Raw genomic sequence first — 25,343 nt, forward strand, 5'->3', positions numbered from 1 at the left:
CGGGGCCGTCGCGGGGGGTGAACTCCCGGGTCCCGCCGCCCGTTCGGCCCAGCGCGAGCCCCCGCCCCCGCCCGGGCGGCACGTCCCCGCGCCGCCGGCCGGGACCCCGCCGGACCCCCGCCGGACCCGTTCGTCCTGCGCACCTGGGGGGACCCCTGGCACGCTGTGCCCAGGAGCGGCGACCAGCCGCCTGACCCCACCGTCCCCGGAGGACTGACGCGCATGAGGATCTGGCCCGGACGCCCCTACCCGCTCGGCGCGACCTACGACGGCAGCGGCACCAACTTCGCGCTGTTCTCCGGGGTCGCGGAGCGGGTGGAGCTCTGCCTGTTCGACGAGGCGGGGAACGAGACGCGGGTGGACCTGCCCGAGGTCGACGCGTTCGTGTGGCACGGCTACGTCCCCGCGCTCCAGCCCGGCACCCGGTACGGCTACCGCGTGCACGGCCCGTACGACCCGGCGCAGGGCCACCGCTGCGACCCGTCGAAGCTGCTGCTCGACCCCTACGCCAAGGCGATCGACGGGCAGATCGACAACGACCCGTCGCTGTACTCGTACACGTTCGGCGCCGAGGACGAGCGGAACACCGAGGACTCCGCCGGCCACACCATGACCTCCGTCGTGGTGAACCCGTACTTCGACTGGGGCCACGACCGCCCGCCGCAGCACGAGTACCACGACTCGGTCATCTACGAGGCGCACGTCAAGGGCCTGACCCAGCTGCACCCGGCCGTCCCGGAGGAGATGCGCGGCACGTACTCCGCCCTGGCGCACCCGGCGGTCATCGAGCACCTGACCAACCTCGGGGTCACCGCCGTCGAGCTCATGCCGGTGCACCAGTTCGTCAACGACCCGTCCCTGCAGGACCGCGGGCTGTCGAACTACTGGGGCTACAACACGATCGGCTTCTTCGCGCCGCACAACGCCTACGCGGCCTTCGGCAGCACCGGGCAGCAGGTGCAGGAGTTCAAGGCGATGGTCAAGGCGCTGCACGCCGCCGACATCGAGGTCATCCTCGACGTGGTCTACAACCACACCGCCGAGGGCAACCACCTGGGCCCCACCCTGTCGTTCCGGGGCATCGACAACGCGTCGTACTACCGGCTCGTCGACGAGGACCAGGCGCACTACTTCGACACCACGGGCACCGGGAACTCGCTGCTCATGCGCTCGCCGCACGTGCTGCAGCTGATCATGGACTCGCTGCGCTACTGGGTGCAGGACATGCACGTCGACGGGTTCCGGTTCGACCTCGCGGCGACGCTGGCCCGCCAGTTCCACGAGGTCGACCGCCTCAGCGCGTTCTTCGACATCGTGCAGCAGGACCCGATCATCTCCCAGGTCAAGCTCATCGCGGAGCCGTGGGACCTCGGCGACGGCGGCTACCAGGTCGGCGGGTTCCCGCCCCTGTGGTCGGAGTGGAACGGGCAGTACCGGGACACGGTGCGCGACTTCTGGCGCGGCGAGCCGTCGACGCTGGCCGAGTTCGCGAGCCGGCTGTCCGGCTCGTCGGACCTCTACGAGCACACCGGCCGGCGCCCGATCGCGAGCGTCAACTTCGTCACGGCGCACGACGGCTTCACGCTGGCCGACCTCACCGCGTACAACGAGAAGCACAACGAGGCGAACGGCGAGGACAACCGGGACGGCGAGAGCCACAACCGGTCGTGGAACTGCGGCGTGGAGGGCCCGACGGACGACCCGGAGATCCTCGACCTGCGCGGCCGGCAGCGCCGGAACTTCCTCACCACCCTGCTGCTGTCCCAGGGCGTGCCGATGATCCTGCACGGCGACGAGATGGGCCGGACCCAGCAGGGCAACAACAACGTGTACTGCCAGGACGACGAGCTCTCCTGGCAGAACTGGGACCTCGACGAGCACGACACCGAGCTGCTCGAGTACGCGCGCGCCGTCGTGCACCTGCGCAAGGACCACCCGGTGTTCCGCCGGCGCCGGTTCTTCGCGGGCGCGCCCGAGCGGGGCGGCGAGTCCGACCTGCGCGACATCGCCTGGCTGTCGCCCGCCGGCACGCACATGTCCGACGCGCAGTGGCAGGAGGAGTTCGCGCGCGCGGTCATGGTGTTCCTCAACGGCGACGCGATCGCCGAGCCGGACCTGCGCGGCGAGGAGATCGTCGACGACTCGTTCCTGGTGCTGTTCAACGCGCAGCCGGAGCCGGTGTCCTTCACGCTGCCGGACGCCGAGTACGGCGAGACGTGGACCGTCGCGCTCGACAGCGACCACCAGCTCGAGCCGGGCGACGAGATCGCGCACTCGACGACGCTCGAGATCGCGCACCGGTCGACCGTCGTGCTGTCCCGCCCGCCGATCCAGCAGGTCGACCCGATCACGCAGGCGCCGGCGGTCACGTCGCTGCCGACCGGCGCCGAGCCGCCCGCACCGACGGGGCTGCCCGGCACCCCGGGCACGCCGTCGGGCGCGCCCGCACCCGCCGACGGCGCGGCCGACCGGAAGCGGGGCAAGTGACCGTCGACCGCGGGACGGAGCCCCGCACGCCCACCCGCCGCCTGCCCGCGGCGGGCCGCCCGGTCCCGACGTCCACCTACCGGCTCCAGCTCGGGGCCGACCTCACGCTGGACGACGCCGCCGACCTCGTGCCGTACCTGGCCGACCTCGGCGTCACGCACGTCTACCTGTCGCCGATCCTGACCGCGGCGCCGGGCTCGACGCACGGCTACGACGTCGTCGATCACGACGAGGTCTCCCCCGTCCTCGGCGGCGAGCCGGCCCTGCGCCGGCTCGCCGACCGGGCGCACGCCGCCGGGCTCGGCCTGGTGCTCGACATCGTGCCGAACCACATGGCCGTGCCCACCCCGGCGTGGCACAACAAGGCGCTGTGGTCCGTGCTCGCCGAGGGCCCGGAGTCGCCCTACGCCTCCTGGTTCGACGTCGACTGGTCCGCGGGCGCGGGCGACGTGCTCATGCCGGTGCTGGGCGACCGGATCGGCGCCGTGCTCGCGTCCGGCGAGATCCGGCTCGAGCACGAGGTCGTCCCCGGCCAGGGCGCCGAGCCGCAGCCCGTGCTCCGCTACTACGACCACGCGTTCCCGGTCCGCCCGGGCACCGAGGCGCTGCCGCTCGCCGAGCTGCTGGAGCGGCAGCACTACCGGCTGGCGTACTGGCGGGTCGCCGACGAGGAGCTGAACTACCGGCGGTTCTTCGACGTCGGCACCCTCGCCGCGATCCGGGTCGAGGACCCCGCCGTGTTCGACGCGACGCACGCCCTGGTGCTGCGGCTGCTCGACGAGGGGGTGCTCGACGGGCTGCGCATCGACCACCCGGACGGCCTGGCCGACCCGGGCGGCTACCTGGAGCGGCTGCGCGAGCGGTCCGGCGGCGCGTGGGTCGTCGTGGAGAAGATCCTGCAGGGCGACGAGGAGCTGCCGGCCGACTGGGACACCGCCGGCACCACGGGCTACGAGGCGCTGTGGCGGATCCAGCAGGCGTTCGTGGACCCGGGCGGCGGCGCCCGGCTGGGCGCGCTCATGCACCGCCTGACGGGCGAGTCGTCCGACGCCCTGCCCGAGGTGGTCGACACCGCCAAGCGGCAGATCGTCGACCGCGCGCTGTACGCCGAGGTGTACCGGCTCACCGAGCTCGCCGCCGAGGTGTGCCGCGGCGACCTGCGGCTGCGGGACCACACGTGGCGCTCGCTGCACGACTGCCTGGTCGAGCTGCTGGTCGCGATGGACCGGTACCGGGCCTACGTCGTGCCGGGCCGCACCCCGCACCCGGCCGACGTCGAGGTGCTGGAGCACGCCGCCCGGGCCGCCCGCGCGCGGCTGTCCCCGGAGCGAGCCGCGACGATGGACGTCCTGGTCGACCTGCTGCTCGGCCGCGAGGTCGGCAGCGCCGGCCGCACCCGGGAGCCGCAGCGCGACGAGCTCGTCGTGCGGTTCCAGCAGACCTGCGGCGCGGTCATGGCCAAGGGCGTCGAGGACACGGCGTTCTACCGGTGGACCCACCTGGTGTCGCTGACCGAGGTCGGCGGCGAGCCCGAGCGGTTCGCCCTGTCCCCCACCGAGCTGCTCGCGTGGGCCGTGCGGGCCCAGCAGCAGACCCCGCTCGGCATGACCACCCTGTCCACGCACGACACCAAGCGCAGCGAGGACGTCCGGGCCCGGCTCGGCGTCCTGTCCGAGCTGCCGGTCGAGTGGGCCGAGCTGGTCGGGCGGCTCCGCGACGCCACGGCGGCCTACCGGAGCACGCTGCTCGACGGCCGCGCCGAGAACCTGCTGTGGCAGACGCTGGCCGGGACGTGGACGGCCGAGGGCCCGATCGCGGCCGAGCGGCTGACCGAGTACCTGACCAAGGCGGTCCGCGAGGCCAAGGACCGCACGTCGTGGACCAGCCCGGACGAGGCGTACGAGCGCGCGGTGCTCGACGTCGCGACCCAGGCGCTGGCCGACGAGCGGGTGGCCGCGCTGCTGACCGACTGGGAGCACCGCACCCGCGACGCCGTGCGCGCCGCCACGCTCGGCCAGAAGATCGTGCAGCTCACGCTGCCCGGGATCGCCGACGTCTACCAGGGCACCGAGGTGCCGTTCGTCGCGCTGGTCGACCCGGACAACCGCCGGCCCGTCGACCACGACGCGATCGCGGCGCGGCTGGCGCGGCTGGACGAGGGCGCGGGCACCCGCGACCTCGCGGACGAGAAGCTGCTGGTCACCTCCCGGGCGCTGCGGCTGCGCCGCGACCTGCCCGAGGCGTTCGTCGGGCCGGGCGCGGGCATCACGCCGCTGCCGCACTCGTCCGGGCACGTGCTCACCTACGCCCGCACCGCCGACGGCGAGCCGCGGGTCGCCGTGGTGGCCACCCGGCTGGCCGCGATGGTCGACCGGCTCGGCGGCTGGGGCGAGCACACGGTCGCCCTGCCCGAGGGCGAGTGGCACGACGTGCTGGCCGACCGCCCCGTCGACGGCGGCGTCCGGCCGCTGGCCGACCTGCTCGACCGCCTGCCGGTCGCCCTGCTCGTGAGGAGGACCGACGCGTGACCGAGACCCGACCCGCGCCCCGCGAGGTCCGCCCCGGCGACGTCTGGGCCCCGCACGCGACGTCCGTCGCGCTGCACCTGCCCGCGGCCGACGACGCGGGGGCCGAGACGGTGCCGCTGACGGCGGCCGGCGACGGCTGGTGGACCACCGACCGCGAGCTCCCGCACGGCACGGACTACGCCTTCGTGCTCGACGGCGGCGACCCGCGGCCGGACCCCCGCGGCCCCGCCGCGCCCGCCGGCGTGCACGGGCCGAGCCGGGTGTTCGACGCGTCCCGGCACGCGTGGTCCGACGACGGCTGGGCCGGGCGCGACGTGCGCGGCGCGGTCGTCTACGAGCTGCACGTCGGCACGTTCACGCCGGAGGGCACGCTGGACGCCGCGGCCGGGCGGCTCGACCACCTGGTCGCCACCGGGGTCCAGGTCGTCGAGCTCCTCCCGCTCGCGCCGTTCAACGGCGAGCGCGGGTGGGGCTACGACGGCGTCAGCCTGTACGGGGTGCACGAGCCGTACGGCGGCCCGGCCGCCCTGCAGCGGTTCGTCGACGCCGCGCACGCCGCGGGCCTGGCGGTCTGCCTCGACGTCGTGCACAACCACCTGGGGCCGTCCGGCAACTACCTGGGCGAGTTCGGGCCGTACTTCACCGAGGCGCACCACACCCCGTGGGGCGCGGCGATCAACCTGGACGGGGACGGCGCCGGCGAGGTGCGGCGGTGGATCGTGGACAGCGCGCTGCGCTGGTTCCGGGACTTCCACGTCGACGCCCTGCGGCTGGACGCCGTGCACGCCCTGGTCGACGACTCGCCGCGGCACGTGCTGGCGCAGCTGTCCGACGAGGTCGCGGCCCTGTCCGCGGAGGTGGGCCGGCCGCTGTCCCTGATCGCCGAGGTCGACCTCAACGACCCGGTGTCGGTGACGCCGACCGCCGAGGGCGGCTGGGGCATGACCGCGCAGTGGGCGGACGACGTGCACCACGCGCTGCACGCCCTGCTCACCGGCGAGCGGCACGGCTACTACGTCGACTTCGGCGCGCCCGAGACGCTGCGCAAGGCGTACCGGGACGTGTTCGTGCACGACGGCGGGTACTCGACGTTCCGGGGCGAGGACTGGGGCGCGCCGGTGCCGCCGGGGGTCGACGGGCACCGGTTCGTGGTGTTCGGCTCCGACCACGACCAGGTCGGCAACCGCGCGCTCGGCGACCGGCCGTCCGCCGCGCTGGACGACGGCGCGCTGGCCGCGTCCGCGGCTCTGGTGCTGCTGTCCCCGTTCACGCCGATGCTGTTCATGGGCGAGGAGTGGGGCGCGCGCACCCCGTGGATGTACGTCACGGACCACCCGGAGCCCGAGCTCGCCCAGGCGGTCCGCGAGGGCCGGTCCCGGGAGTTCGGCGGCCACGGCTGGGCGGAGATGTACGGCGCCGACGAGGACACCTTCGAGGTCCCGGACCCGCAGGCCGCGGCGACGTTCGACGCCGGCCGGCTCGACTGGGACGAGCCGACCCTGCCCGGCGGCGAGCGGATGCTCGACTGGTACCGGACGCTCGCGCGGCTGCGCCGCGAGGTGCCCGACCTGGCGTCGGGCGACCGGGCGCGCACGGACCTGACCTGGGCCGACGGCCCGGGGGCGGCCGAGCCCGTCGACGGGGCGTGGGCCGACTGGCTGGTCCTGCACCGCGGCGACGCGCGCGTGGTGGTGAACCTGGCCGACGCGGATCGCACGGTCCCGTTGGCGTCGGACGGGGACCTGCGGGTGCTGGCGTCCTGGGCGACGGCCCGGGTGGTCCCGGCCGGCCCGGACGGCGCCCCGGCGCAGCTGCTCCTGGGCCCGCGCTCGGTGGCGGTCCTGGCCCCCTGACCTCCGACCTCCGGCCTCGACCCGACGAGCCCCGGCTCGTCCCGGCTCGTCTGACAGTGGAACGTTGTGACCGACACGCCGTCGGCGTGTCGGTCACGACGTTCCACCGTGAGGAGGAACGCGGGGCGTGCCGGGCGGGGACGGCGGGAGTGCCGGGCGTCAGCCGCGGGCCGCGGCCTCCTGGCGGCCGCGCTCGGCCAGCGCGCCCAGGCGGGACAGCGCCCGGTAGTACTTCTTCCGGTACCCGCCCGCCAGCATCTGCTCGGTGAACAGCACCGACTCCCCCGCGCCGCCCAGCAGCACCGGCACGTCCCGGTCGTACAGCCGGTCCACCAGCGACACCAGGCGCAGCGCGACGTCCTGGTCCGGCACCGGCCCGACCCCGGTCAGCCCGACGAGCTCCACCCCGTCCAGCAGCGCCCCGTACCGCGAGGCGTGCACGGTCGACAGGTGCGCGAGCAGGTCGCCGAAGTCGTCCAGCGTCGCGCCGGCGACCCCCGCGGCCGCGGCCCGCACGGCGTCGTCGTCCAGCCCGGGCGCGTCCGTGACCGCCTCGCGCCGCCGGTAGTCCTCGCCGTCGATCCGCAGCACCTCGAACCGGTCGGACAGGTCCTGGATCTCGCGCAGGAAGTCGTCGGCCGCGAACCGGCCCTCGCCGAGGGACTCGGGCAGGGTGTTCGAGGTGGCCGCGAGCGCCACGCCCCGGTCGGTCAGCTCGCGCAGCAGCCGGGACATCAGCACGGTGTCGCCGGGGTCGTCGAGCTCGAACTCGTCGATGCAGACGAGCTTCCGGGTGGCGAGCGCGTCCACGGTCGGCCGGAACCCGAGCGCGCCGACCAGGTTGGTCCACTCGACGAACGTGCCGTACGCCGCCGCCTCCGGCCCCACCGCGGCGGCCAGCGAGGCGAGCAGGTGGGTCTTGCCGACGCCGAACCCGCCGTCCAGGTACACCGCGGGCACCGCGGCGGGCTTGCGCCGCAGCCGGCTCAGCAGACCCCCGGACCCACCCGCGCCGGTCAGGGTCGCCGCGACCTCCCGCAGCCGGGCCACCGCGGCCGCCTGGCTCGCGTACGCCGGGTCGGGCCGGTAGGTGTCGAAGGACTCGCCGGCGAAGTGCGGCGGCGGCACGCGCTCCGACAGCAGGCGGTCGCGGCCGACGTCGGGGCGCCGGGAGGTCAGGCTCGCCGTCGTCGGCGTGGCGGGGCTGGGGCTCACGGCCGCACAGCCTACGACTAGCCTGACCGCCATGCCCCGCGAGCTCCCGCCCCTGGACGTGCTGCTGCCCCTCGACCGCGCCGGCGCGACGCTGGCCCCCGAGGCCGGCGAGCCCGCCCTGCACAACCTGTACGCGCACCCGGACCCCGCGCCCGGACGGCCCGCCGCGGTGCGCGCCAACATGATCGCGACCGTGGACGGCTCGGCCCAGGGCCCGGACGGCCGGTCCCGGAGCATCAACGGCCCCGCGGACTGGCGGGTGTTCCGGGTCATGCGGGCCGTCGCGGACGTGGTGCTCGTCGGGGCCGGGACGGCCCGCGCCGAGGGGTACACCCCGCTCGCGGTCCCCGCCGACCTGCGCGCGGCCCGCGCCGCCCGTGACCAGGCGCCCGACCTGGAGCTCGCCCTCGTCACCGGGTCCGGCGAGCTGCCCGAGGGCCTGCGCGGAACCGACCGGCCCCCGTACGTCGTCACGGTCGCCGCCAACCCCCGGCTCGCCGACCTGCGCGCGGAGCTCGGCGAGGACCGGGTGCTGGTCGCGGGCGAGCACGAGGTCGACCTCGCCGCCGCCCTCGCCGCGCTCGCGGAGCGCGGCCTGACCCGCGTGCTCGCCGAGGGCGGCCCGAGGCTGCTCACCGACCTGGTGCGCGCCGGCCTGGTCGACGAGCTGTGCCTGACGACCAGCCCGCTGCTCGTCGGCGGGCCGGGTCTGCGCGCGGTCCAGGCCCCCGAGTGGCTCGACCCGCTGCCGGCCCGCCCGGCGCACCTGCTGCACAGCGACGGGATGCTGCTGGGCCGCTGGGTGCTCGGCCCGGCCGGGCCCGCCGCCGGCTGACCCGCGCGCGGCCCGGCCGGGTGAGCAGCGCCGACGCCCGCTAGGGTCGAGCCGTGACCGACACGATCCTGGTCCTCACGGAGGACACCCTCGCCGCCGCCGACGTCGCCCACATCGTCTCGCTGCACGACGGCGAGCAGCTGCAGTACCGGGTGCTCGTCCCCGCCGACACCGAGCGCAACGTGCTCGTGTCGCTCGTCGACCAGCTCAGCATGGGCGAGCTGCGCGACGCGCTCGACACCGTGCTGGGCCGCGAGCCGGAGCCGACCGAGGCCACCGCCGACGCCGCCGAGCAGCTCGCCGACAGCCTGGCCGCGTTCGCCGACGCGGGCGTGAGCGCGTCCGGCACGGTCGTCGACGACGACCCGCTGCCCGCGCTGCGCGCCGCCGTGGCGTCCGAGGGTGCCCGCGAGGTGGTCGTCGTGACCTACCCGCACGCGCTGGAGGACACCTTCCACCGCGACTGGGCGTCCCGCGCCCGCGAGGAGCTCCGGGTCCCGGTGCTGCACCTGTACTCGGGCACGTCCGAGCTGGGCTGAGCCCCGCCGCACGCCCGCACGACGACGGCCGGCGCCCCGCTCGGGGGCACCGGCCGTCGCACGTCGCAGCGCGGGGCTCCGGGGTCAGAACCCCGTGCTCGTCGGCTCCGGGTAGTACCGGCGGAACTTGCGCACCTGGTTCAGCCCGGCGGCCAGCACGTACCAGCGCCGCTTGAGCCCGGCGTCGCGGCGGTACCGCAGCGGGTGCGCCACCCGCCCGGCCCGGATCAGCCCGCGCACCTTCCCGGCCAGCGCCGGGTCGAGCACGTACCTCAGCAGCAGCCGGTGCGGCAGGATCGAGTACAGCACCTCGGTGTCCACGACCACCGGCTCGACCGCCCGGTCCAGCACCCGGTCCTCGACGAGGAACCGCGCGACGTTCGCCCCGGCGGCCGTCACGTAGTAGTTGTTCCGGCCGATGCGGGGGTTGACCTCGAAGAACCGGAACGACCCGTCGCGCGGGTCGACCTTCACGTCGAAGTTCGCGAACCCGACGTAGCCGACGCCGCGCAGGAACGCCGCCGCCTGGTCGAGCATGCCCTGCTCCCGGGTCACCACCATCGCGGCCGGGTTCCCCAGGCCGGACGGGGTGTGCTCCTCGAGCAGCACGTGCGCGGACGCCAGCAGCGTGATCGACCCGCGGGAGTCCACGTACGCGGTGATCGACCGCATCTGGGTGTCGTCGCCCGGCACGAGCTCCTGGACGACGAACCGGCCGCGGTAGCCGGCCCCGCGCAGCGACGCCCACAGCGCGTCCAGCTCGTCGGGCGAGGAGATCTCGAAGACCTTCTTCTTCCCCGCGAACTCGACCTCCTGGTAGTCGGCGCTGCTGGCCGCCTTGGCGATCAGCGGGTAGCCGACGTCCACCGGGACCGGCGCCCAGGCCGGGTCGTCCGCGAGGGCGAAGTCCTGGACGATCGTCCGCGGCACGGCCAGGCCGAGCTCCGTCGCGATCTCCGCGAACGTCGCCTTGTCCGACAGCCGGTCCATCAGCTCCTCGCCGAGGAACGGCACCACGTAGTGCGGCTCGAGCTCCGCGCGGTGCTGGACGACGACCCGGACCAGCCAGTCCGAGTTCGCCAGCAGCACCAGCCGCTTCCCCGCCTGCTCGCGGGCCACCTCCAGCACGGCGTCGACCAGCTGGCGCGGGTCGTGCCCGTCCGCGACCAGCCGGTTGTCGACGATCCGCGAGTCGGCGACCGGCCCGAGGGCCGCGCCGCTCACCACGATCGACCGGACCCCGTACGCCTCGTGGAAGGCCCGCGCCAGCGCGTACACGCCGATGTCGGCGCCGAGCATGACGGGCTGCAGGTCGCGCAGCCCCTCCGTGCCCGGCGCCGGCGTCGCCGCGCTCACGCGGTGTGCTCGGCGCGGTCGCCGGACCACTCGGTGTGGAAGGTGCCGTCCCTGTCGACGCGCTTGTAGGTGTGCGCGCCGAAGAAGTCGCGCTGCGCCTGGATCAGCGCCGCCGGCAGCCGGTCGGCCCGCACGCCGTCGTAGTACGACAGCGAGGAGGAGAACGCCGGGGTCGGCACGCCGGCCAGCGCGGCCTGGGCCACGATCCGGCGCCACGCGGCGACGCCGTTGCCGACCGCGCCGGTGAAGTACTCGTCGGCGAGCAGCAGCGGCAGGTCCGCGTCCCGCTCGTAGGCCTCGGTGATCCGATTGAGGAACCGGGCGCGGATGATGCAGCCGCCGCGCCAGATGCGGGCCATCGCGCCGCGGTCGATGTCCCAGCCGTTCTCGGCGGACGCCGCGGCGATCTGGTCGAAGCCCTGCGAGTACGCGACGACCTTCGACGCGTACAGCGCGAGGCGGACGTCCTCGATGAACGCGTCGCGGTCGGTCACCTCGAACGTGCCGGCGTGCGCCGGCAGCGTGCCGCGGGCGGCGGTGCGCTGCGGGACCGAGCCGGACAGCGCGCGGGCGAACGTGGCCTCCGCGATGCCGGTGATCGGCACGCCCAGGTCCAGGCCGTTCTGCACGGTCCAGCGGCCGGTGCCCTTCTGCTCCGCCTGGTCGAGGACGACGTCGACGAACGCGGACCCGGTCTCGGCGTCGACCTGCGTCAGCACCTCGGCCGTGATCTCGATGAGGAACGACTCCAGGTCGCCCTCGTTCCAGGTGCGGAAGATGTCGGCGATCTCCGCGGCGGAGGCACCCAGGCCCTGCTTGAGCAGGTCGTACGCCTCGGCGATCAGCTGCATGTCGGCGTACTCGATGCCGTTGTGCACCATCTTGACGAAGTGCCCGGCGCCGTCGGGGCCGACGTAGGTGCAGCAGGGGGTGCCGTCGACCTTGGCCGAGATGTCCTCGAGGATCGGGCCCAGCACCGCGTACGACTCGCGGGAGCCGCCCGGCATGATCGACGGGCCGTTCAGGGCTCCCTCCTCGCCGCCGGACACGCCGGTGCCGACGAAGTGCAGGCCCTTCTCGCGGAGCGCGGCCTCGCGGCGGCGGGTGTCCGGGAAGTGCGCGTTGCCCGCGTCGATGACGATGTCGCCCTCGTCCAGCAGCGGCACCAGCTCGTCGATCACGGCGTCGGTCGGGCCGCCGGCCTTCACCATGATGATCACCTTGCGCGGCCGCTCCAGCGACGCCACGAACTCCTCGGTGGTCACCGACGGCACGAACGTGCCCTCGTCGCCGTGGTCGGCGATCAGGGAGTCGGTCTTCGCCTGCGAGCGGTTGTGCACCGCGACCGTGTAGCCGTGCCGGGCCAGGTTGCGGGCGAGGTTGCGGCCCATGACGGCGAGGCCGGTGACGCCGATCTGTGCGGCGGGTGCAGACATGCGCGGGTGCTCCTTCGAGGGGGTGCCAGGGCAGGTTCACCCTAGTCCGGGGCGTCGCCGCCCGGCGTGCCGCGACCGCAGGTCGAGAGCGTCCGCCCTACGCTCGGCGCTGTGAGCACCGGCCCCCGCGACGCGCCACCGGAGTTCCTGCGCGCCCTGCGGTCGCTGCGGGGCGTCACCCTGCGGCCCGAGGTGTCCCTCGAGGAGGCGCCCGGGCCCGCGCGGATCGCCCCGTACACCGCGGCCCTCGTCGCGGACGTCCGCAGCGGCCGCCGCGACCCCGACGCCGAGGAGCTCGCCTCCGGCCGGTTCGTCGTCCTGCACGACCCCGCCGGCCAGGAGGCCTGGGACGGGGCGTTCCGGCTCGTGACCCTGGTGCGCGCGACGCTCGAGCCCGAGGTGGGCCAGGACCCGCTGCTGGCGGAGGTCGCGTGGAGCTGGTTCTCCGACGCGCTCGCGTCCGCCGGCGTCGACGCCCGCGCGGCCGGCGGCACCGTGACCCGCGTGCTGTCCCAGTCGTTCGGCGCCCTGGACGAGCGCCCGGAGCTCTGCGAGCTCGAGCTGCGCGCCTCCTGGACGGCGCGTGACGAGGACCTGGCCCCGCACCTGCGCGCGTGGAGCACCCTGCTGTGCACGGTCGCCGGGCTGCCGCCGCTGCCCGAGGGCGTCGTCGCGCTGGGACCACGGCACTGACCTCGCGGCCGCCCGCGGGGGTCCCGGGGCGCAGGCACCCGTGACAACCGGGTCACGGGCGGGTCACGATGTCACCCGATCTGCTCAAGACACCGGGGCGGCGGGCCGATAGAGGGGGCAAGTGTTGGACCGTCAAGGGGGCACCGCAGTGAGCATCGAGCCGATTCGACGAGGCACCGGCCTGGCGCCGGGCGTCCCGGGCGCCCGCGCGGGCGCGGTCGCCACGCAGGCGCGCCGCCCCGGCTCGCAGGGCGCCGGCACCGGCACGGACCCGCGCCGGCGGCCGCTCGGCCAGATGTGCGTGGTCGTCACCGAGCTCGCCGAGGGCGACGGCCAGACCCTCGTGCGCAACCTGCGCCGCCGCGGCTCCGGCCGGGTCATCCTGCTCGCCCGCCGCGCCGGCCGCCGCGACCTGGTCGGCCTGCTGACCGGCGGCCTGCGCGGCGCGGTCGCGACCGAGCCCAACGCCACGGTGGGCCAGCCCGGCGCCGCCCCGGGCGCGGTCCCGTCGCCGTTCGCGCGCACCCGCCCCGACCTCACCTCGCGCGAGCTCAGCGTGCTGCGCCTCGTCGCCGACGGGTTCAGCAACCGCGCCATCGGCGACGAGCTCGGCCTGTCCGCGCTCACCGTGAAGAGCCACCTCGCGCGCATCTCCCGCAAGCTCGGCACCGGCGACCGCGCCGCGCTCGTCGCCATCTCCATCCGCACCGGCCTGCTCGCCTGACGGCGGCAACTGTGCCGGACGTCGCACCGGGCGCCGCCCCTGCGCGCCGGACCGGGAGCGGCGCCCCGACGGCCTACGGTTGTCCCATGCAGTCAGTCCCGCACCCGGCCGGTACCCCGGCCGAGGAGACCAGCGCCCCGGCCGGCGCCGACCCCGACGTCCCCGCGGACGCGACCGCGCCGGCGGGTCTCCCCGAGCCCGCCGAGGCCCCCGCCGTCGTCCCGCTGACCGAGCCCGCCGAGGGCGTGCCCGCCGTCGTCGACACCCCTGAGGCCTTCGCCCGCGTGGTCGAGGCGTTCGGCGCGGGCACCGGCCCCGTCGCCGTCGACGCCGAGCGCGCGTCCGGCTACCGCTACGGCCAGCACAACTACCTGGTGCAGGTGCGCCGCGAGGGCGCGGGCACCGCGCTCATCGACCCGGTCGCGCTGCCCGACCTGTCGCCGCTGTCCGACGCCCTGGTCGGCGTCGAGTGGGTGCTGCACGCCGCGTCCCAGGACCTCGGCGCGCTCGCCGAGCAGGGCATGCGCCCGTCGCGCGTCTTCGACACCGAGCTCGGCGCCCGGCTGCTCGGGCTGGAGCGGGTCGGTCTGGCCGCCGTCGTCGCCGAGCTGCTCGGCCTCGGGCTCGCCAAGGAGCACTCCGCCGTCGACTGGTCCACCCGCCCGCTGCCCGAGCAGTGGCTCCGGTACGCCGCGCTCGACGTCGAGGTGCTCGTCGAGCTGCGCGAGGTGCTGGCCGAGCGGCTGGCCGTCGCGGGCAAGGCGCAGTGGGCCGCGGAGGAGTTCGAGGCCGTGCGCCTCGCCCCGCCGCCCGCGCCGCGCGTCGAGCCGTGGCGCCGGGTGTCCGGGGTGCACGCCATCCGCGACCCGCGGCGGCTCGCGGTCGTCCGCTCGCTGTGGGAGACCCGCGACGAGAACGCCCGCCAGCGCGACATCTCCCCGGGCCGGGTGCTGCCCGACGCCGCGATCGTGGCCGCCGCGCAGGCGCTCCCCCGGTCCGTGCCGCAGCTCGTCGCCCTGCCGCAGTTCTCGGGCAAGGGCACCCGCCGGCGCGCCGCGCTGTGGCAGCGGGCGATCGACACCGGCCTGCAGCTCCCGGACGACCAGCTGCCCAGCAGCCGCGGCCCGCGCACCGACGCCCCGCCGCCGCCCCGCGCGTGGGCGGACCGGGACCCGGCCGCCGCGGCCCGGCTGACCGCGGCGCGCGCCGTGGTGGCCGAGCTGTCCGAGGCGCACACCGTGCCGGCCGAGAACCTGCTGCAGCCGGACCTGCTGCGCCGGGTGTGCTGGGCCCCGCCGACCCCGGCCGACGAGCCGCACCTCGCCGAGCGGCTGGCCGCCGGCGGCGCGCGGCCGTGGCAGGTCGGGCTGCTGGCCCCGCGCCTGGCGGAGGCGTTCGCCGCGGTGGCGACCCCGGCCTGACGGCCCCCGCGCGCCGCTGGCGCGCGGCGCCCCCGCCCGCTCGTCGAGTGCACACCAAACGTGTCGAGTGCCTATCCACGGGATAGGCACTCGACACGTTTCCTGTCCCCTCGGCGTCGCGTAGGCGTCGGCGTGCGGGCGTCGCAGGGAGAGGCGGTGTGCCGGGCCGCGCGTCGGCGCGGCTGACGAGCGCGTGCCGCCCGCGCGGCGCGAGGCCCCGCGCGGGCGCTGACCTGCGGGGGCGCGGCGCGCCGTCGGCCACGCACCGCGACAGCGCGCACCGCCGGCGTTAGGGTCGCGGGTGTTCCGACCGGACACCGTCGTCCCCAGGGAGTGCTGCATGCGCCACGCCGCCACCGAGCCGTCCCCGTCGTCCGCCCCGCGCGACCCCGCGCCCGCGGGTGCGCACACCCCCGCCGGCACGCCCGCGGCCGCACCCGCCGACCGCGCCCTGCCCGCCGAGGCCGACGACCACGTCCTGCGCGTCACCGCCCGGGACGTCGACCTGCCGGACGGCGCCGGCGTGCTGGCCCTGCTCACGCTCACCGCGACCGACGAGCGCCGCCCCACCACCCTCGGCCCCCGCGGCCTCACCGTGCTCCGCGAGGCCCTGGCCGCCGTGCGCACCCGCGCCGAGGCCGGCGAGATCGCCGCCGTGGCCGTCACCGGCCGCCCGGGCTGCTTCGTCGCGGGCGCCGACCTGTCCGTCGCCCGGCGCCTCGACGGCCTGGCGCAGACCCGCGCGCTCGCCGAGGCCGGGCACGCCGCGCTGCGCCCGCTCGGCGAGCTGCCGGTCCCCACGTTCGCCTGGCTGACCGGGCACGCGCTCGGCGGCGGGCTGGAGCTCGCGCTGCACTGCGACCACCGCGTCGCGGCGGCGGGCGTCCGGAGCATCGGGCTGCCCGAGGCGTCGCTCGGGATCGTGCCGGGCTGGGGCGGCTGCTGGCTGCTCCCCCGGCTGGTCGGGCTGCCGGCGGCCGTCGACCTGGCCGTGCTCCGCCCGCTCGCCACCAACCGGCTCACCACGGCCGAGCAGGCGCTCGAGCTCGGCCTGGTCGACACCGTGCTGCCCGTCGAGGGCTTCGAGCAGTCCGCGCTCGCCTGGACCGCGGGCGTGCTGCGCGCCGGATCCCCCGACCGCCGCGCCGCCACCGTGCCGCCGGTGCCGGAGGGCGACCCGGACCCGCTCGCCCGCGCCGCCACCGCCCTGGACGCCCGGCTGCACGGCGCCGCCCCGGCCTACGCCCACGTGCTCGACCTGCTGGCCCGCGCGGGCGACCGCGACCGGGACGCGGGGTTCCGCGCGGAGGACGAGGCCCTGTCCCGGCTGCTGGCCTCCGACGAGGCCCGCGCGGCCCTCTACGCCGCCGAGCTCACCGGCCGGGGCGCGCGGCGCGCCGCCCGCGCCGAGTCGGACGACGCCGCGCCGCGCGAGGTCCGCCGGGTCGGCATCGTCGGCGCCGGGCTGATGGCCGCGCAGCTCGCCGTCCTGCTCGGCTCGCGGCTCGGCGTCCCGGTCGCGATGCGCGAGGTGGACGAGGAGCGCGCCGCCGCGGGCCGCGAGCGCGTGCGCGACCTCGTGGAGTCCGCCGTGTCCCGCGGCCGGCTGGCCGAGGACGCGGGGCGTGCCCTGCTCGACGGCGTCCGGGTCGGCACCGACCTGGCCGACCTCGCCGACGCCGACCTGGTCATCGAGGCCGTCACCGAGGTGCTCGACGTGAAGCGCGCGGTGTTCGCCGAGGTCGAGACCCTGGTCCGCCCGGACTGCGTGCTCGCCACCAACACCTCCGCCCTGTCCGTCACCGCGATGTCCGAGGGCCTCGCGCACCCGGAGCGCGTCGTCGGGCTGCACTTCTTCAACCCGGTGGCCCAGATGCCGCTGGTCGAGGTCGTCGCGACCTCGTCGTCGGACGCCGCGGCGCTCGCCACCGCGGTCGACGTCGCCCGGGGCGCGGGCAAGACCGTCGTGCGCACCACCGACCGCCCGGGCTTCGTCGTCAACCGGGTGCTGCTGCGGATGCTGGCCGACGTGCTCGGCGCGGTGGAGGACGGCACGCCGGTCGAGGCCGCCGACGCCGCGCTGCGCCCGCTCGGCCTGCCGATGAGCCCGTTCGCCCTGCTGCAGCTCGTCGGCCTGCCGGTCGCCCGGCACGTGCTCGTGACGCTGCACGACGAGCTCGGCGACCGCTACCCGCGGTCGCCCGGCCTGGACGCGCTCGTCGAGCAGGGCCGCACCGTCGCGGCCCCCGGGCCCGCGGGCCTGCCCGTCGTCGACCCGGCGATCCAGGACGCGTTCGGCGCGCCGGCGGCCGGCGGGACGCGCGCGGAGCAGGAGGCCGCGGTGCTCGACCGGGTCGCGCGGGGGCTGGCCGAGGAGATCGGCGCGCTGCTCGACGAGGGCGTCGTCCCGTCCGCCGACCAGGTCGACCTGGCGATGCTGCTCGGCGCCGGCTGGCCCGCGCACCTCGGCGGGATCTGCCCCTGGCTGGACCGCACCGGCTGGTCCGAGCGCGTGCTCGGCCGCCGGCTGCTGCCGCCGGGCGTCGCCGACGCGAGCGCGACGGCCGCCTGACGGCCGCGCGGCGGCTCAGAACACCGTCAGCCCGCGGTCCCGGAACTGCTGCCGCACCCGCGCCACGAGCTCCGGGCTCGGCGGCTGCGTGTCCTCCAGCTCGTACGCCATGCCGAGGCTCTGCCACTTGTCCCGCCCCATCTGGTGGAACGGCAGCACCTCGACGCGGCTGACGGTCGACAGCGAGGCGACGTAGTCGGCGACCGCGTCGACGTTCTCCGGCGCGTCGGTCAGCCCGGGCACCAGCACGAACCGGACCCAGATCTCGGTGCCGCTGGCGGCGACCCGCCGGCCGAAGTCGAGCGTCGGCTGCAGGTCGCGGCCGGTGGTCCGCTTGTACGTCTCGGGGATGCCCGACTTCACGTCGAGCAGCACCAGGTCGATGTCGGCGAGCATCGCGTCCGAGCAGTGCGCGCCCAGGTACCCGGAGGTGTCGATCGCGGTGTGCACGCCGAGCTCCTTCGCCCCGCGCAGCAGCCGCGCGACGAACGCGGGCTGCATGAGCGGCTCGCCGCCGGAGATGGTGAGCCCGCCGCCGGTCACCGCGAACACGGGCACGTAGCGCCTGATGCGGCGCAGCAGCTCCTCGGCGAGCACCGGCTCGCCCCGGCGCATCTCCATCGTGTCCGGGTTGTGGCAGTACAGGCAGCGCAGCGGGCAGCCCGCCAGGAAGGTCGTGAGCCGGGTCCCGGGGCCGTCGACCGCGGTGACGAGCTCCCACGAGTGCAGCGACCCGAGCTCGCCGGCGCGCATCTGCGCGAACTTGGCGCTGCGCTCCGCGTCGCTGACCGCGAGGCCCGCCGTGCCGGCCGTCGACCGCTCGTGCGAGCCGCCCGTGACGGGCAGGCCGAGCTCGATGACGGGGGCGCCGCCCTCGCCGACGACGGACTGACTGCTGCTCATGGTCGCGACCTCCTCGCGGGGTCCTGCTGGGTGGTACGGGTCCTGCGGGTCGTGCGGGTGGCGGGCCGCCCGGCCCGGGGCTGCTCCCCCGGGCCGGGCGGTGCCCACCGGCGTCAGATGCCGCCGTGGAACGTCCGGGACAGCACGTCGAGCTGCTGCTCGCGGGTCAGCCGCACGAAGTTCACGGCGTAGCCCGACACCCGGATGGTGAGCTGCGGGTAGTTCTCGGGGTGCTCCATGGCGTCCTCGAGGGTGTCCCGGTTCAGCACGTTGACGTTGAGGTGGTAGCCGGAGGACACGTTGTACGCGTCCATGAGGCCCACCAGGTTCGCCACCTGCTCCTCCTTGGTGCGGCCGAGGCCCGAGGGCACGACCGTCGAGGTGAGCGAGATGCCGTCCATCGCCTCGGAGTACGGCAGCTTCGCGACCGACATCGCGGAGGCGAGCATGCCGTGCGAGTCGCGCCCGTTCATCGGGTTGGCGCCCGGGGCGAACGGCTCGCCGGCGCGGCGGCCGTCGGGGGTGTTGCCCGTGGCCTTGCCGTAGACGACGTTCGACGTGATGGTCAGCACCGACTGCGTGTGCAGCGCGTTCCGGTAGGTCTTGTGCTGCCGGATCTTCTCCATGAACGCCTTGGTGATGCCCACGGCGATGTCGTCGGCCCGGTCGTCGTCGTTGCCGTACTTCGGGAAGTCGCCCTCGATCACGTAGTCCGTGACCAGGCCGTCCTCGTCGCGCACCGGCGTGACCTTGGCGTACTTGATGGCCGACAGCGAGTCCGCCACGACCGACAGGCCGGCGATGCCGCAGGCCATGGTCCGGAGGATCTGCCGGTCGTGCAGCGCCATCTCGAGCCGCTCGTACGCGTACTTGTCGTGCATGTAGTGCACGCAGTTCAGCGCGTCGACGTAGGTCTCGGCCAGCCAGTCGAGCAGCTTGTCGTACTTCGCCGCCACGTCCTCGTAGTCCAGGACGTCGCCCTCGACCGGCGCGGACACCGGCGCGACCTGCTTGCCGGACACCTCGTCGCGGCCGCCGTTGATCGCGTACAGCAGGGCCTTGGCGATGTTGACGCGGGCGCCGAAGAACTGCATCTGCTTGCCGACCCGCATCGGGGACACGCAGCAGGCGATCGCCGCGTCGTCGCCCCAGGAGGTGCGGATCAGGTCGTCGGACTCGTACTGGATCGCCGAGGTGTCGATCGAGACCTGCGCGCAGAACTTCTTGAAGCCCTCGGGCAGCCGGTTGCTCCACAGCACGGTCAGGTTCGGCTCCGGGGCCGGGCCGACGTTGTACAGCGTCTGCAGGAACCGGAACGACGACTTGGTGACGAGCGGGCGCCCGTCCTCGCCGATGCCGCCGATCGACTCGGTGACCCAGGTCGGGTCGCCGGAGAACAGCTGGTCGTACTCCGGGGTCCGCAGGAACCGGACGATGCGCAGCTTGATGACGAAGTCGTCGATCAGCTCCTGCGCGAACTCCTCGGTGATCGCGCCCGACGCGAGGTCGCGCTGCAGGTACACGTCGAGGAAGGTCGAGGTGCGGCCGAGCGACATCGCCGCGCCGTTCTGCTCCTTCACGGCGCCGAGGTACGCGAAGTACAGCCACTGCACGGCCTCGCGGGCGGTGGTCGCCGGCTTGGAGATGTCGTAGCCGTAGGACGCGGCCATCTGCTTGAGCTCGACGAGCGCGCGGATCTGCTCCGCGTTCTCCTCGCGGTCGCGGATGACGTCCTCGACCGACGGCTCCATGTCCATCTCGTGCCGCTCGAGGCGCTTGGCCTCGATCAGCGCGTCCACGCCGTAGAGGGCGACGCGGCGGTAGTCGCCGATGATGCGGCCGCGGCCGTAGGCGTCCGGCAGCCCGGTGATGATGTGCGACGAGCGCGCGGCCCGGACGTTGGGCGGGTACACGTCGAAGACGCCGTCGTTGTGCGTCTTGCGGTACGTGGTGAAGATCTTGGCGACCTCGGGGTCGACGTCGTAGCCGTAGGTCTCGAGGCTCTTCTCGACCATGCGCCACCCGCCGTTGGGGATCATGGCGCGCTTGAGCGGGGCGTCGGTCTGCAGGCCGACGATCAGCTCGTTCTCCTGGTCGATGTAGCCGGCCGGGTGCGAGACGATCGTCGACGGGGTGTGGTTGTCGATGTCGTAGACGCCCTTGTCCCGCTCGGCCGGGAACATCGCGCTGAGCTTCGCCCAGATGCCGGTGGTCCGGTCCGTGGGGCCGGCGAGGAAGTCGGCCTCGCCGGTGTACGGCGTGTAGTTGCGCTGGATGAAGTCGCGGACGTCGATCCCGTCACACCAGGGTCCGGTGACGAAACCGTCCCAGGCCGGCGCGGTGGCGTCGGACCCGGTCGTGGGTACTGCGGTGGTGGACATCTGAAGCTCCCTCGCTGAGTGCGTCGTACTTGCGACGCTATTCACGAGGTCATGGGATGTCTTGGGACCGAGGTCCCCCGCCCTCGTCAGGGGCGCGGGACGGCCGCGTGACGGTGCTCACGTCGCGGACCGAGGTCCCGTCAGGCGGTCGCGCCGAGCGCCGCGAGCACGTCGCGCGCGAGGTCCGGGGCGGTCAGCCGCAGCCCGGTCAGCAGCTCGTCCCGGCTGGCGTGCTCGAGGTACCGCCGCGGCACCCCGAACGCCTGCACGGGCGTCGGGATGCCCGCGTCCCGCGCGCGCAGCCCGAGCGCCGACCCGACGCCGCCCTCGCGCACGCCGTCCTCGATCGTCACCGCGTGGTCGTGCTCCCCCACGAGCTTCACGAGCGCCGCCGGCACGGGCAGCACCCACCGGGGGTCGACGACCGTCACCCGCAGGCCGTGCTGCGCCAGCAGCTCGCCCAGCGCGAGCGCCGTGCGCGCCATCGCGCCGACCCCGCACACCAGCACGGACCGCGCGCCCGCGTCGGGCACGGCGCCGCCGGCCGCCCCGCCCCCGTGCCGCGCCAGCACGTCCACGCCGTCCACCTCGTCGACCGCCGGCAGCGCCTCGGTCAGCGCGCCCTTGGGGTACCGCACGACGGTCGGGGCGTCGTCGACGTCCACCGCGGCGCGCAGCGCCGCCCGCAGCGTGTCCTCGTCCCGCGGGGCCGCCAGCCGCAGGCCCGGGACGACGCCGAGCAGCGCCATGTCCCACATCCCGTTGTGCGAGGCGCCGTCGTCGCCGGTGAGCCCGGCGCGGTCCAGCACGAACGTCACGCCCGCGCGGTGCAGGCCCACGTCCATCAGCACCTGGTCGAACGCGCGGTTGAGGAAGGTCGCGTACACGGCCACCACGGGGTGCAGCCCGGCGAACGCCATCCCGGCGGCCGTCGTCACCGCGTGCTGCTCGGCGATCCCGACGTCGAACGTGCGCCCCGGGAACGCCTCGGCGAACGGCGCGAGGCCCACCGGCTGCAGCATCGCGGCGGTGATCGCGACGACGTCGGGGCGGCGGCGGCCGATCCGGACGATCTCGTCCGCGAACACCCCGGTCCAGCCGAACCGCGACGGCGCGACCGGCAGGCCGGTCTCCGGGTGGATCTGCCCGACCGCGTGGAACCGGTCCGCGACGTCCTGCTCGGCCGGCGTGTAGCCGCGGCCCTTCTCGGTGATGACGTGCACGATGACCGGCCCGCCGAACGACCGCGCCCGGCGGAGCGCGAACTCCACGGCCGCCTCGTCGTGGCCGTCGACGGGGCCGACGTACTTGAGGCCGAGGTCCTCGAACATCCCCTGCGGGGCGACGACGTCCTTGATGCCCTTCTTCAGGCCGTGCAGCGCGTCGTACGCCATCCGCCCCGGCGGGCCGGACCGCTTGAGCGCGCTCTTGCCCCAGGACAGCACCGTCTCGTACCCGCGGGTGGTGCGCAGCGCGTCGAGGTGCAGCGCGAGCCCGCCGATCGTCGGCGCGTAGGACCGGCCGTTGTCGTTCACGACGACCACCAGGCGGCGGTCCGAGCCGTCCGCGATGTTGTTCAGCGCCTCCCAGGCCATGCCGCCGGTGAGGGCGCCGTCGCCGACCACGGCCACCACGTGCCGGTCCGCGCGCCCGGCCAGCGCGTTCGCCCGCGCGATGCCGTCCGCCCAGGACAGGGCCGTCGACGCGTGCGAGTTCTCGACCACGTCGTGCTCGGACTCGGCGCGGCTCGGGTAGCCCGAGAGCCCCCCGCGGCGGCGCAGCCGGGCGAAGTCCTGCCGCCCGGTCAGCAGCTTGTGCACGTACGCCTGGTGGCCGGTGTCGAAGACCAGCGTGTCCCGCGGCGACTCGAACACCCGGTGCAGCGCGATCGTCAGCTCGACGACGCCCAGGTTCGGCCCGAGGTGGCCGCCGGTGCGGGAGACCTGGTCCACCAGGTAGCCGCGGATCTCGGCGGCCAGCGCGCGGACCTGGCCGGCGCTGAGCGCGCGCAGGTCGGCCGGGGACCCGATCCGGTCCAGCAGCCCCATGTCCCACCGCCCGTCGCCGTCGTCCGCGCGGCCCGCGCACGAGAGGACCCCACCCTACGGGGCGGGGTCGCCCCGGTCGCGGGCGACGTGCCCGCGACCGGCGGCGACCCCCGCGCGGCGGCCCGGGCGGCCGCCGCGCGGCTCCCGTGCGACCGCCGCGCGGCGCGCGTCAGGACCGCAGGTGCACCGCCACGTCGGCCTCGGCCTCGACCTGCACCGAGCCGTCCGCGCCGACCCGCACCGCGAGCGGCGCGCCGCCCAGGCGCAGCCCGCGCACGGCGACCGCGCCCAGCGGCGACGGCACCGGCGGGGCGACGGTCAGCCGGCCGCCCGGCACGTCGGGGGCGAGCCCGAGCGCCGCGCCCAGCACGGACACCGACGCCGCGGCGGACCAGGCCTGCGGGCGGCAGGCCGCCGGGTACGGCACGGCGCGCGGCACGGTGCCCCGGGCGTCGCCGCCGTAGAGCTCGGGCAGCCGCTGGTCGAAGTCCTGCGCCGCCGCGAGCAGCCCCTCCGCCAGCGCCGCCGCCTCGCGGGCGTGCCCGGCGCGGGCCAGGCCCTGCACGACGATCGCCGTGTCGTGCGGCCACACCGCACCGCCGTGGTAGCGCAGCGGCCAGTAGCCGGCCGACTCCGTCGACATCGTGCGCAGGCCGTAGCCGGAGTCCATGTCGTCGCCGACCAGCCGGGCGGCGACCGTCGCCTCCTCCTCGGCGGACAGGAGGCCGGTGCCGAGCAGGTGGCCGATGTTCGACGTCACCGTGTCGACCACGCGCTTGTCCGCGTCCAGCGCGATGCCCGGGTAGGCCCCGCGGTCGTCCGACGTCCAGAACGCCGCCCGGAACCGCTCGGCCAGCGCCGCCGCCCACGCGCGCCACCGGTCGCCGCCCTCGCGGCCGAACGCGTCCAGCAGCGCCGCGCCGGCGACGGCGGCCTCGTGGGCGTAGCCCTGCACCTCGGCGAGCGCGATCGGGCCGGTCGCGAGCCCGCCGGCCTTCCACTGCACCGAGTCGCCGGAGTCCTTCCAGCCCTGGTTCGCCAGGCCGGAGCCAGTCTCGTCGACGTACTCGAGGAACCCGTCGCCGTCGGAGTCGCCGTGGTCGGACATCCAGGCCAGCGCGCGCTCCATGGCCGGGAGCAGCGCCTCGACCTCCTCGGCCGGCATGCCCCAGCGCCACGCGTCGTGCAGCAGGCAGACCCACAGCGGCGTGGCGTCGACTGTGCCGTAGTAGACCGGCGGCAGCACCGTGCCCTCGCCGGGCATCGACAGCTCGGCGCGGCGGACCTCGTGCAGGATCTTGCCGGGCTGCTCGGCGGTCGCGGGGTCGGTCATCGTCCCCTGCAGCGCCGCGAGCGTGCGCAGCGTCCCCGCGGCGAGCTCGGTCCCGAGCGGCAGCAGCATCCGGGCCGCCCAGATCGAGTCCCGGCCGAACAGGGTGAAGAACCACGGGGCGCCCGCGGCGAGGAACACGTCGTCCGGCGCGAACCGGGCGCTCAGCCGCAGCGTGCCGAGGTCGGCCAGGGCCTGGTCGAGCAGCGCGGGCAGCCGGCGGTCCGCCGCCTCGACCTCCAGCGGCTGCCACTCCGGCTCCGCGCGGCGCGGGGCGGTGACCGGGCCGGCGGCGTCGGTGACGTCGAGGGTCCAGGCGACCTGCACCGGCTCGCCGCTCGCGGCCGTCACGTCCCACGCCAGCCGCACCGTGCCGTCGGCGTCGACCGCGACGTCCGCGCCGGGGGCGGCGAGCACCGCGGCGACGTCGGCGTCAGCCTGCCAGCGCGCGCCGCCCGCGGTGCGCTGCGGCTCCGGGGCGCCCTGCACCGGCGACCCCGACTTGATCCAGTCCATCGGCGTGCCGTCCGGGCGCAGCGCCACCTCGAGTCGCGCGGCCACCTGCTCCGCGGTCGAGCAGGACAGCGTCAGCGTCTCCGTGACGCGCCCCGGCACGACCTCCCGCAGCCGCTCCAGGCGGGCGGTCGGGTCCGCGCCGGGGCCGTCGACCGAGCGGGCGAGCAGCACCGTCCGGGCGCGCCCGGGGCCGTCCGCCCCCGACGCGACCGCCTCGGGCGCGACGCCGCCGACGGTCAGCCGTGCGCCGGACAGCACCCGCACGTCGCCGTGGTAGACGCCCTGGGCGCCGCGGCCGTCCGCCAGGCCGATCTGGCCGTCCGCGGCCGACCACGCCTGCGTGGGTGCGTGGATCGCGACCAGCAGGTCGTGCAGCAGGGGCTGGAGCTCCATGGGTACCTCGTCGTTCTGCAGGGGTGTGCGGTGGTCGGGTGGCGGGTCCGCCGAGACCGGATCGTGACCCGGGGCGGCCCCGTCCGGCTTGACAGGCCCGGGGGCGCTGGCAA

At 75.6% G+C, this 25,343-nt stretch carries 16 protein-coding genes; 9 read left to right on the forward strand and 7 right to left on the reverse strand.

The window, feature by feature from the left end; all coding sequences use genetic code 11:
* The first annotated feature begins 222 nt into the window (after window positions 1–222).
* From glgX to treZ, 3 genes are read left to right on the forward strand one after another with little or no spacing between them, the layout of a single operon-like run.
* A complete protein-coding gene (gene glgX / locus VER05_RS07555; protein WP_324844765.1) occupies window positions 223–2,487 on the forward strand; it encodes a glycogen debranching protein GlgX in 2,265 nt (754 codons plus the stop codon).
* Complete coding sequence (treY, locus tag VER05_RS07560) at window positions 2,484–5,015, forward strand: malto-oligosyltrehalose synthase (RefSeq protein WP_324844766.1); 2,532 nt, start codon at window positions 2,484–2,486, stop codon at window positions 5,013–5,015. The genes glgX and treY overlap by 4 nt, the downstream gene beginning before the upstream one ends.
* Window positions 5,012–6,868, forward strand: a complete 1,857-nt coding sequence (gene treZ / locus VER05_RS07565) for a malto-oligosyltrehalose trehalohydrolase (RefSeq protein ID WP_324844767.1) — start codon at window positions 5,012–5,014, stop codon at window positions 6,866–6,868. Before treY ends, treZ begins: the two co-directional genes overlap by 4 nt.
* 159 nt (window positions 6,869–7,027) lie before the next feature.
* Here the strand turns inward: treZ and zapE are convergent, their stop codons facing one another.
* The gene (gene zapE, locus VER05_RS07570; RefSeq protein ID WP_414647581.1) at window positions 7,028–8,116 is read right to left on the reverse strand and encodes a cell division protein ZapE; all 1,089 of its coding nucleotides are present in this window, start codon (window positions 8,114–8,116) and stop codon (window positions 7,028–7,030) included.
* Here zapE and VER05_RS07575 point away from each other — a divergent pair.
* Window positions 8,115–8,918: a dihydrofolate reductase family protein gene (locus VER05_RS07575; protein ID WP_324844769.1), complete on the forward strand. Its 804-nt coding sequence runs from the start codon at window positions 8,115–8,117 to the stop codon at window positions 8,916–8,918. The genes zapE and VER05_RS07575 overlap by 2 nt on opposite strands.
* Before the next feature lie 53 nt (window positions 8,919–8,971).
* Window positions 8,972–9,457, forward strand: a complete 486-nt coding sequence (locus VER05_RS07580) for a hypothetical protein (RefSeq protein WP_324844770.1) — start codon at window positions 8,972–8,974, stop codon at window positions 9,455–9,457.
* A gap of 84 nt (window positions 9,458–9,541) precedes the next feature.
* On the opposite strand, the gene VER05_RS07585 is transcribed toward VER05_RS07580, so the two are convergent.
* The gene (locus VER05_RS07585) at window positions 9,542–10,813 is read right to left on the reverse strand and encodes a hypothetical protein (protein WP_324844771.1); all 1,272 of its coding nucleotides are present in this window, start codon (window positions 10,811–10,813) and stop codon (window positions 9,542–9,544) included.
* Window positions 10,810–12,249 (reverse strand): NADP-dependent phosphogluconate dehydrogenase, encoded by a 1,440-nt coding sequence (gene gndA, locus VER05_RS07590; protein ID WP_324844772.1) that lies wholly within the window; start codon window positions 12,247–12,249, stop codon window positions 10,810–10,812. The genes VER05_RS07585 and gndA overlap by 4 nt, the downstream gene beginning before the upstream one ends.
* Before the next feature lie 111 nt (window positions 12,250–12,360).
* Between gndA and VER05_RS07595 the strand changes: the two genes are divergently transcribed.
* The 4 genes from VER05_RS07595 (at window position 12,361) to VER05_RS07610 (ending at window position 17,659) form a co-directional block, all read left to right on the forward strand.
* Entirely contained in the window at window positions 12,361–12,942 is a 582-nt protein-coding gene (locus tag VER05_RS07595) for a DUF3000 domain-containing protein (RefSeq protein ID WP_324844773.1), read from the forward strand.
* A 148-nt stretch (window positions 12,943–13,090) separates the two neighbouring features.
* A complete protein-coding gene (locus tag VER05_RS07600; RefSeq protein ID WP_246855068.1) occupies window positions 13,091–13,666 on the forward strand; it encodes a helix-turn-helix transcriptional regulator in 576 nt (191 codons plus the stop codon).
* 86 nt (window positions 13,667–13,752) lie between these two features.
* Window positions 13,753–15,087: an HRDC domain-containing protein gene (locus tag VER05_RS07605; RefSeq protein WP_324844774.1), complete on the forward strand. Its 1,335-nt coding sequence runs from the start codon at window positions 13,753–13,755 to the stop codon at window positions 15,085–15,087.
* A 340-nt stretch (window positions 15,088–15,427) separates the two neighbouring features.
* On the forward strand, window positions 15,428–17,659 hold the full coding sequence (locus VER05_RS07610; RefSeq protein WP_324844775.1) for a 3-hydroxyacyl-CoA dehydrogenase NAD-binding domain-containing protein: 2,232 nt from the start codon (window positions 15,428–15,430) through the stop codon (window positions 17,657–17,659).
* A 15-nt stretch (window positions 17,660–17,674) separates the two neighbouring features.
* Here the strand turns inward: VER05_RS07610 and pflA are convergent, their stop codons facing one another.
* From pflA to VER05_RS07630, 4 genes are all read right to left on the reverse strand, one after another.
* Complete coding sequence (gene pflA / locus VER05_RS07615) at window positions 17,675–18,562, reverse strand: pyruvate formate-lyase-activating protein (protein WP_324844776.1); 888 nt, start codon at window positions 18,560–18,562, stop codon at window positions 17,675–17,677.
* A gap of 113 nt (window positions 18,563–18,675) precedes the next feature.
* A complete protein-coding gene (gene pflB, locus VER05_RS07620; RefSeq protein WP_324844777.1) occupies window positions 18,676–20,943 on the reverse strand; it encodes a formate C-acetyltransferase in 2,268 nt (755 codons plus the stop codon).
* 140 nt (window positions 20,944–21,083) lie between these two features.
* Window positions 21,084–22,991 (reverse strand): 1-deoxy-D-xylulose-5-phosphate synthase, encoded by a 1,908-nt coding sequence (dxs, locus tag VER05_RS07625; RefSeq protein WP_324844778.1) that lies wholly within the window; start codon window positions 22,989–22,991, stop codon window positions 21,084–21,086.
* A gap of 169 nt (window positions 22,992–23,160) precedes the next feature.
* Window positions 23,161–25,230: a glycogen debranching N-terminal domain-containing protein gene (locus tag VER05_RS07630; RefSeq protein ID WP_324844779.1), complete on the reverse strand. Its 2,070-nt coding sequence runs from the start codon at window positions 25,228–25,230 to the stop codon at window positions 23,161–23,163.
* Window positions 25,231–25,343: the final 113 nt, after the last annotated feature.

The sequence above is a fragment of the Cellulomonas sp. genome (assembly GCF_035634735.1).
Lineage (GTDB): Bacteria > Actinomycetota > Actinomycetes > Actinomycetales > Cellulomonadaceae > Cellulomonas.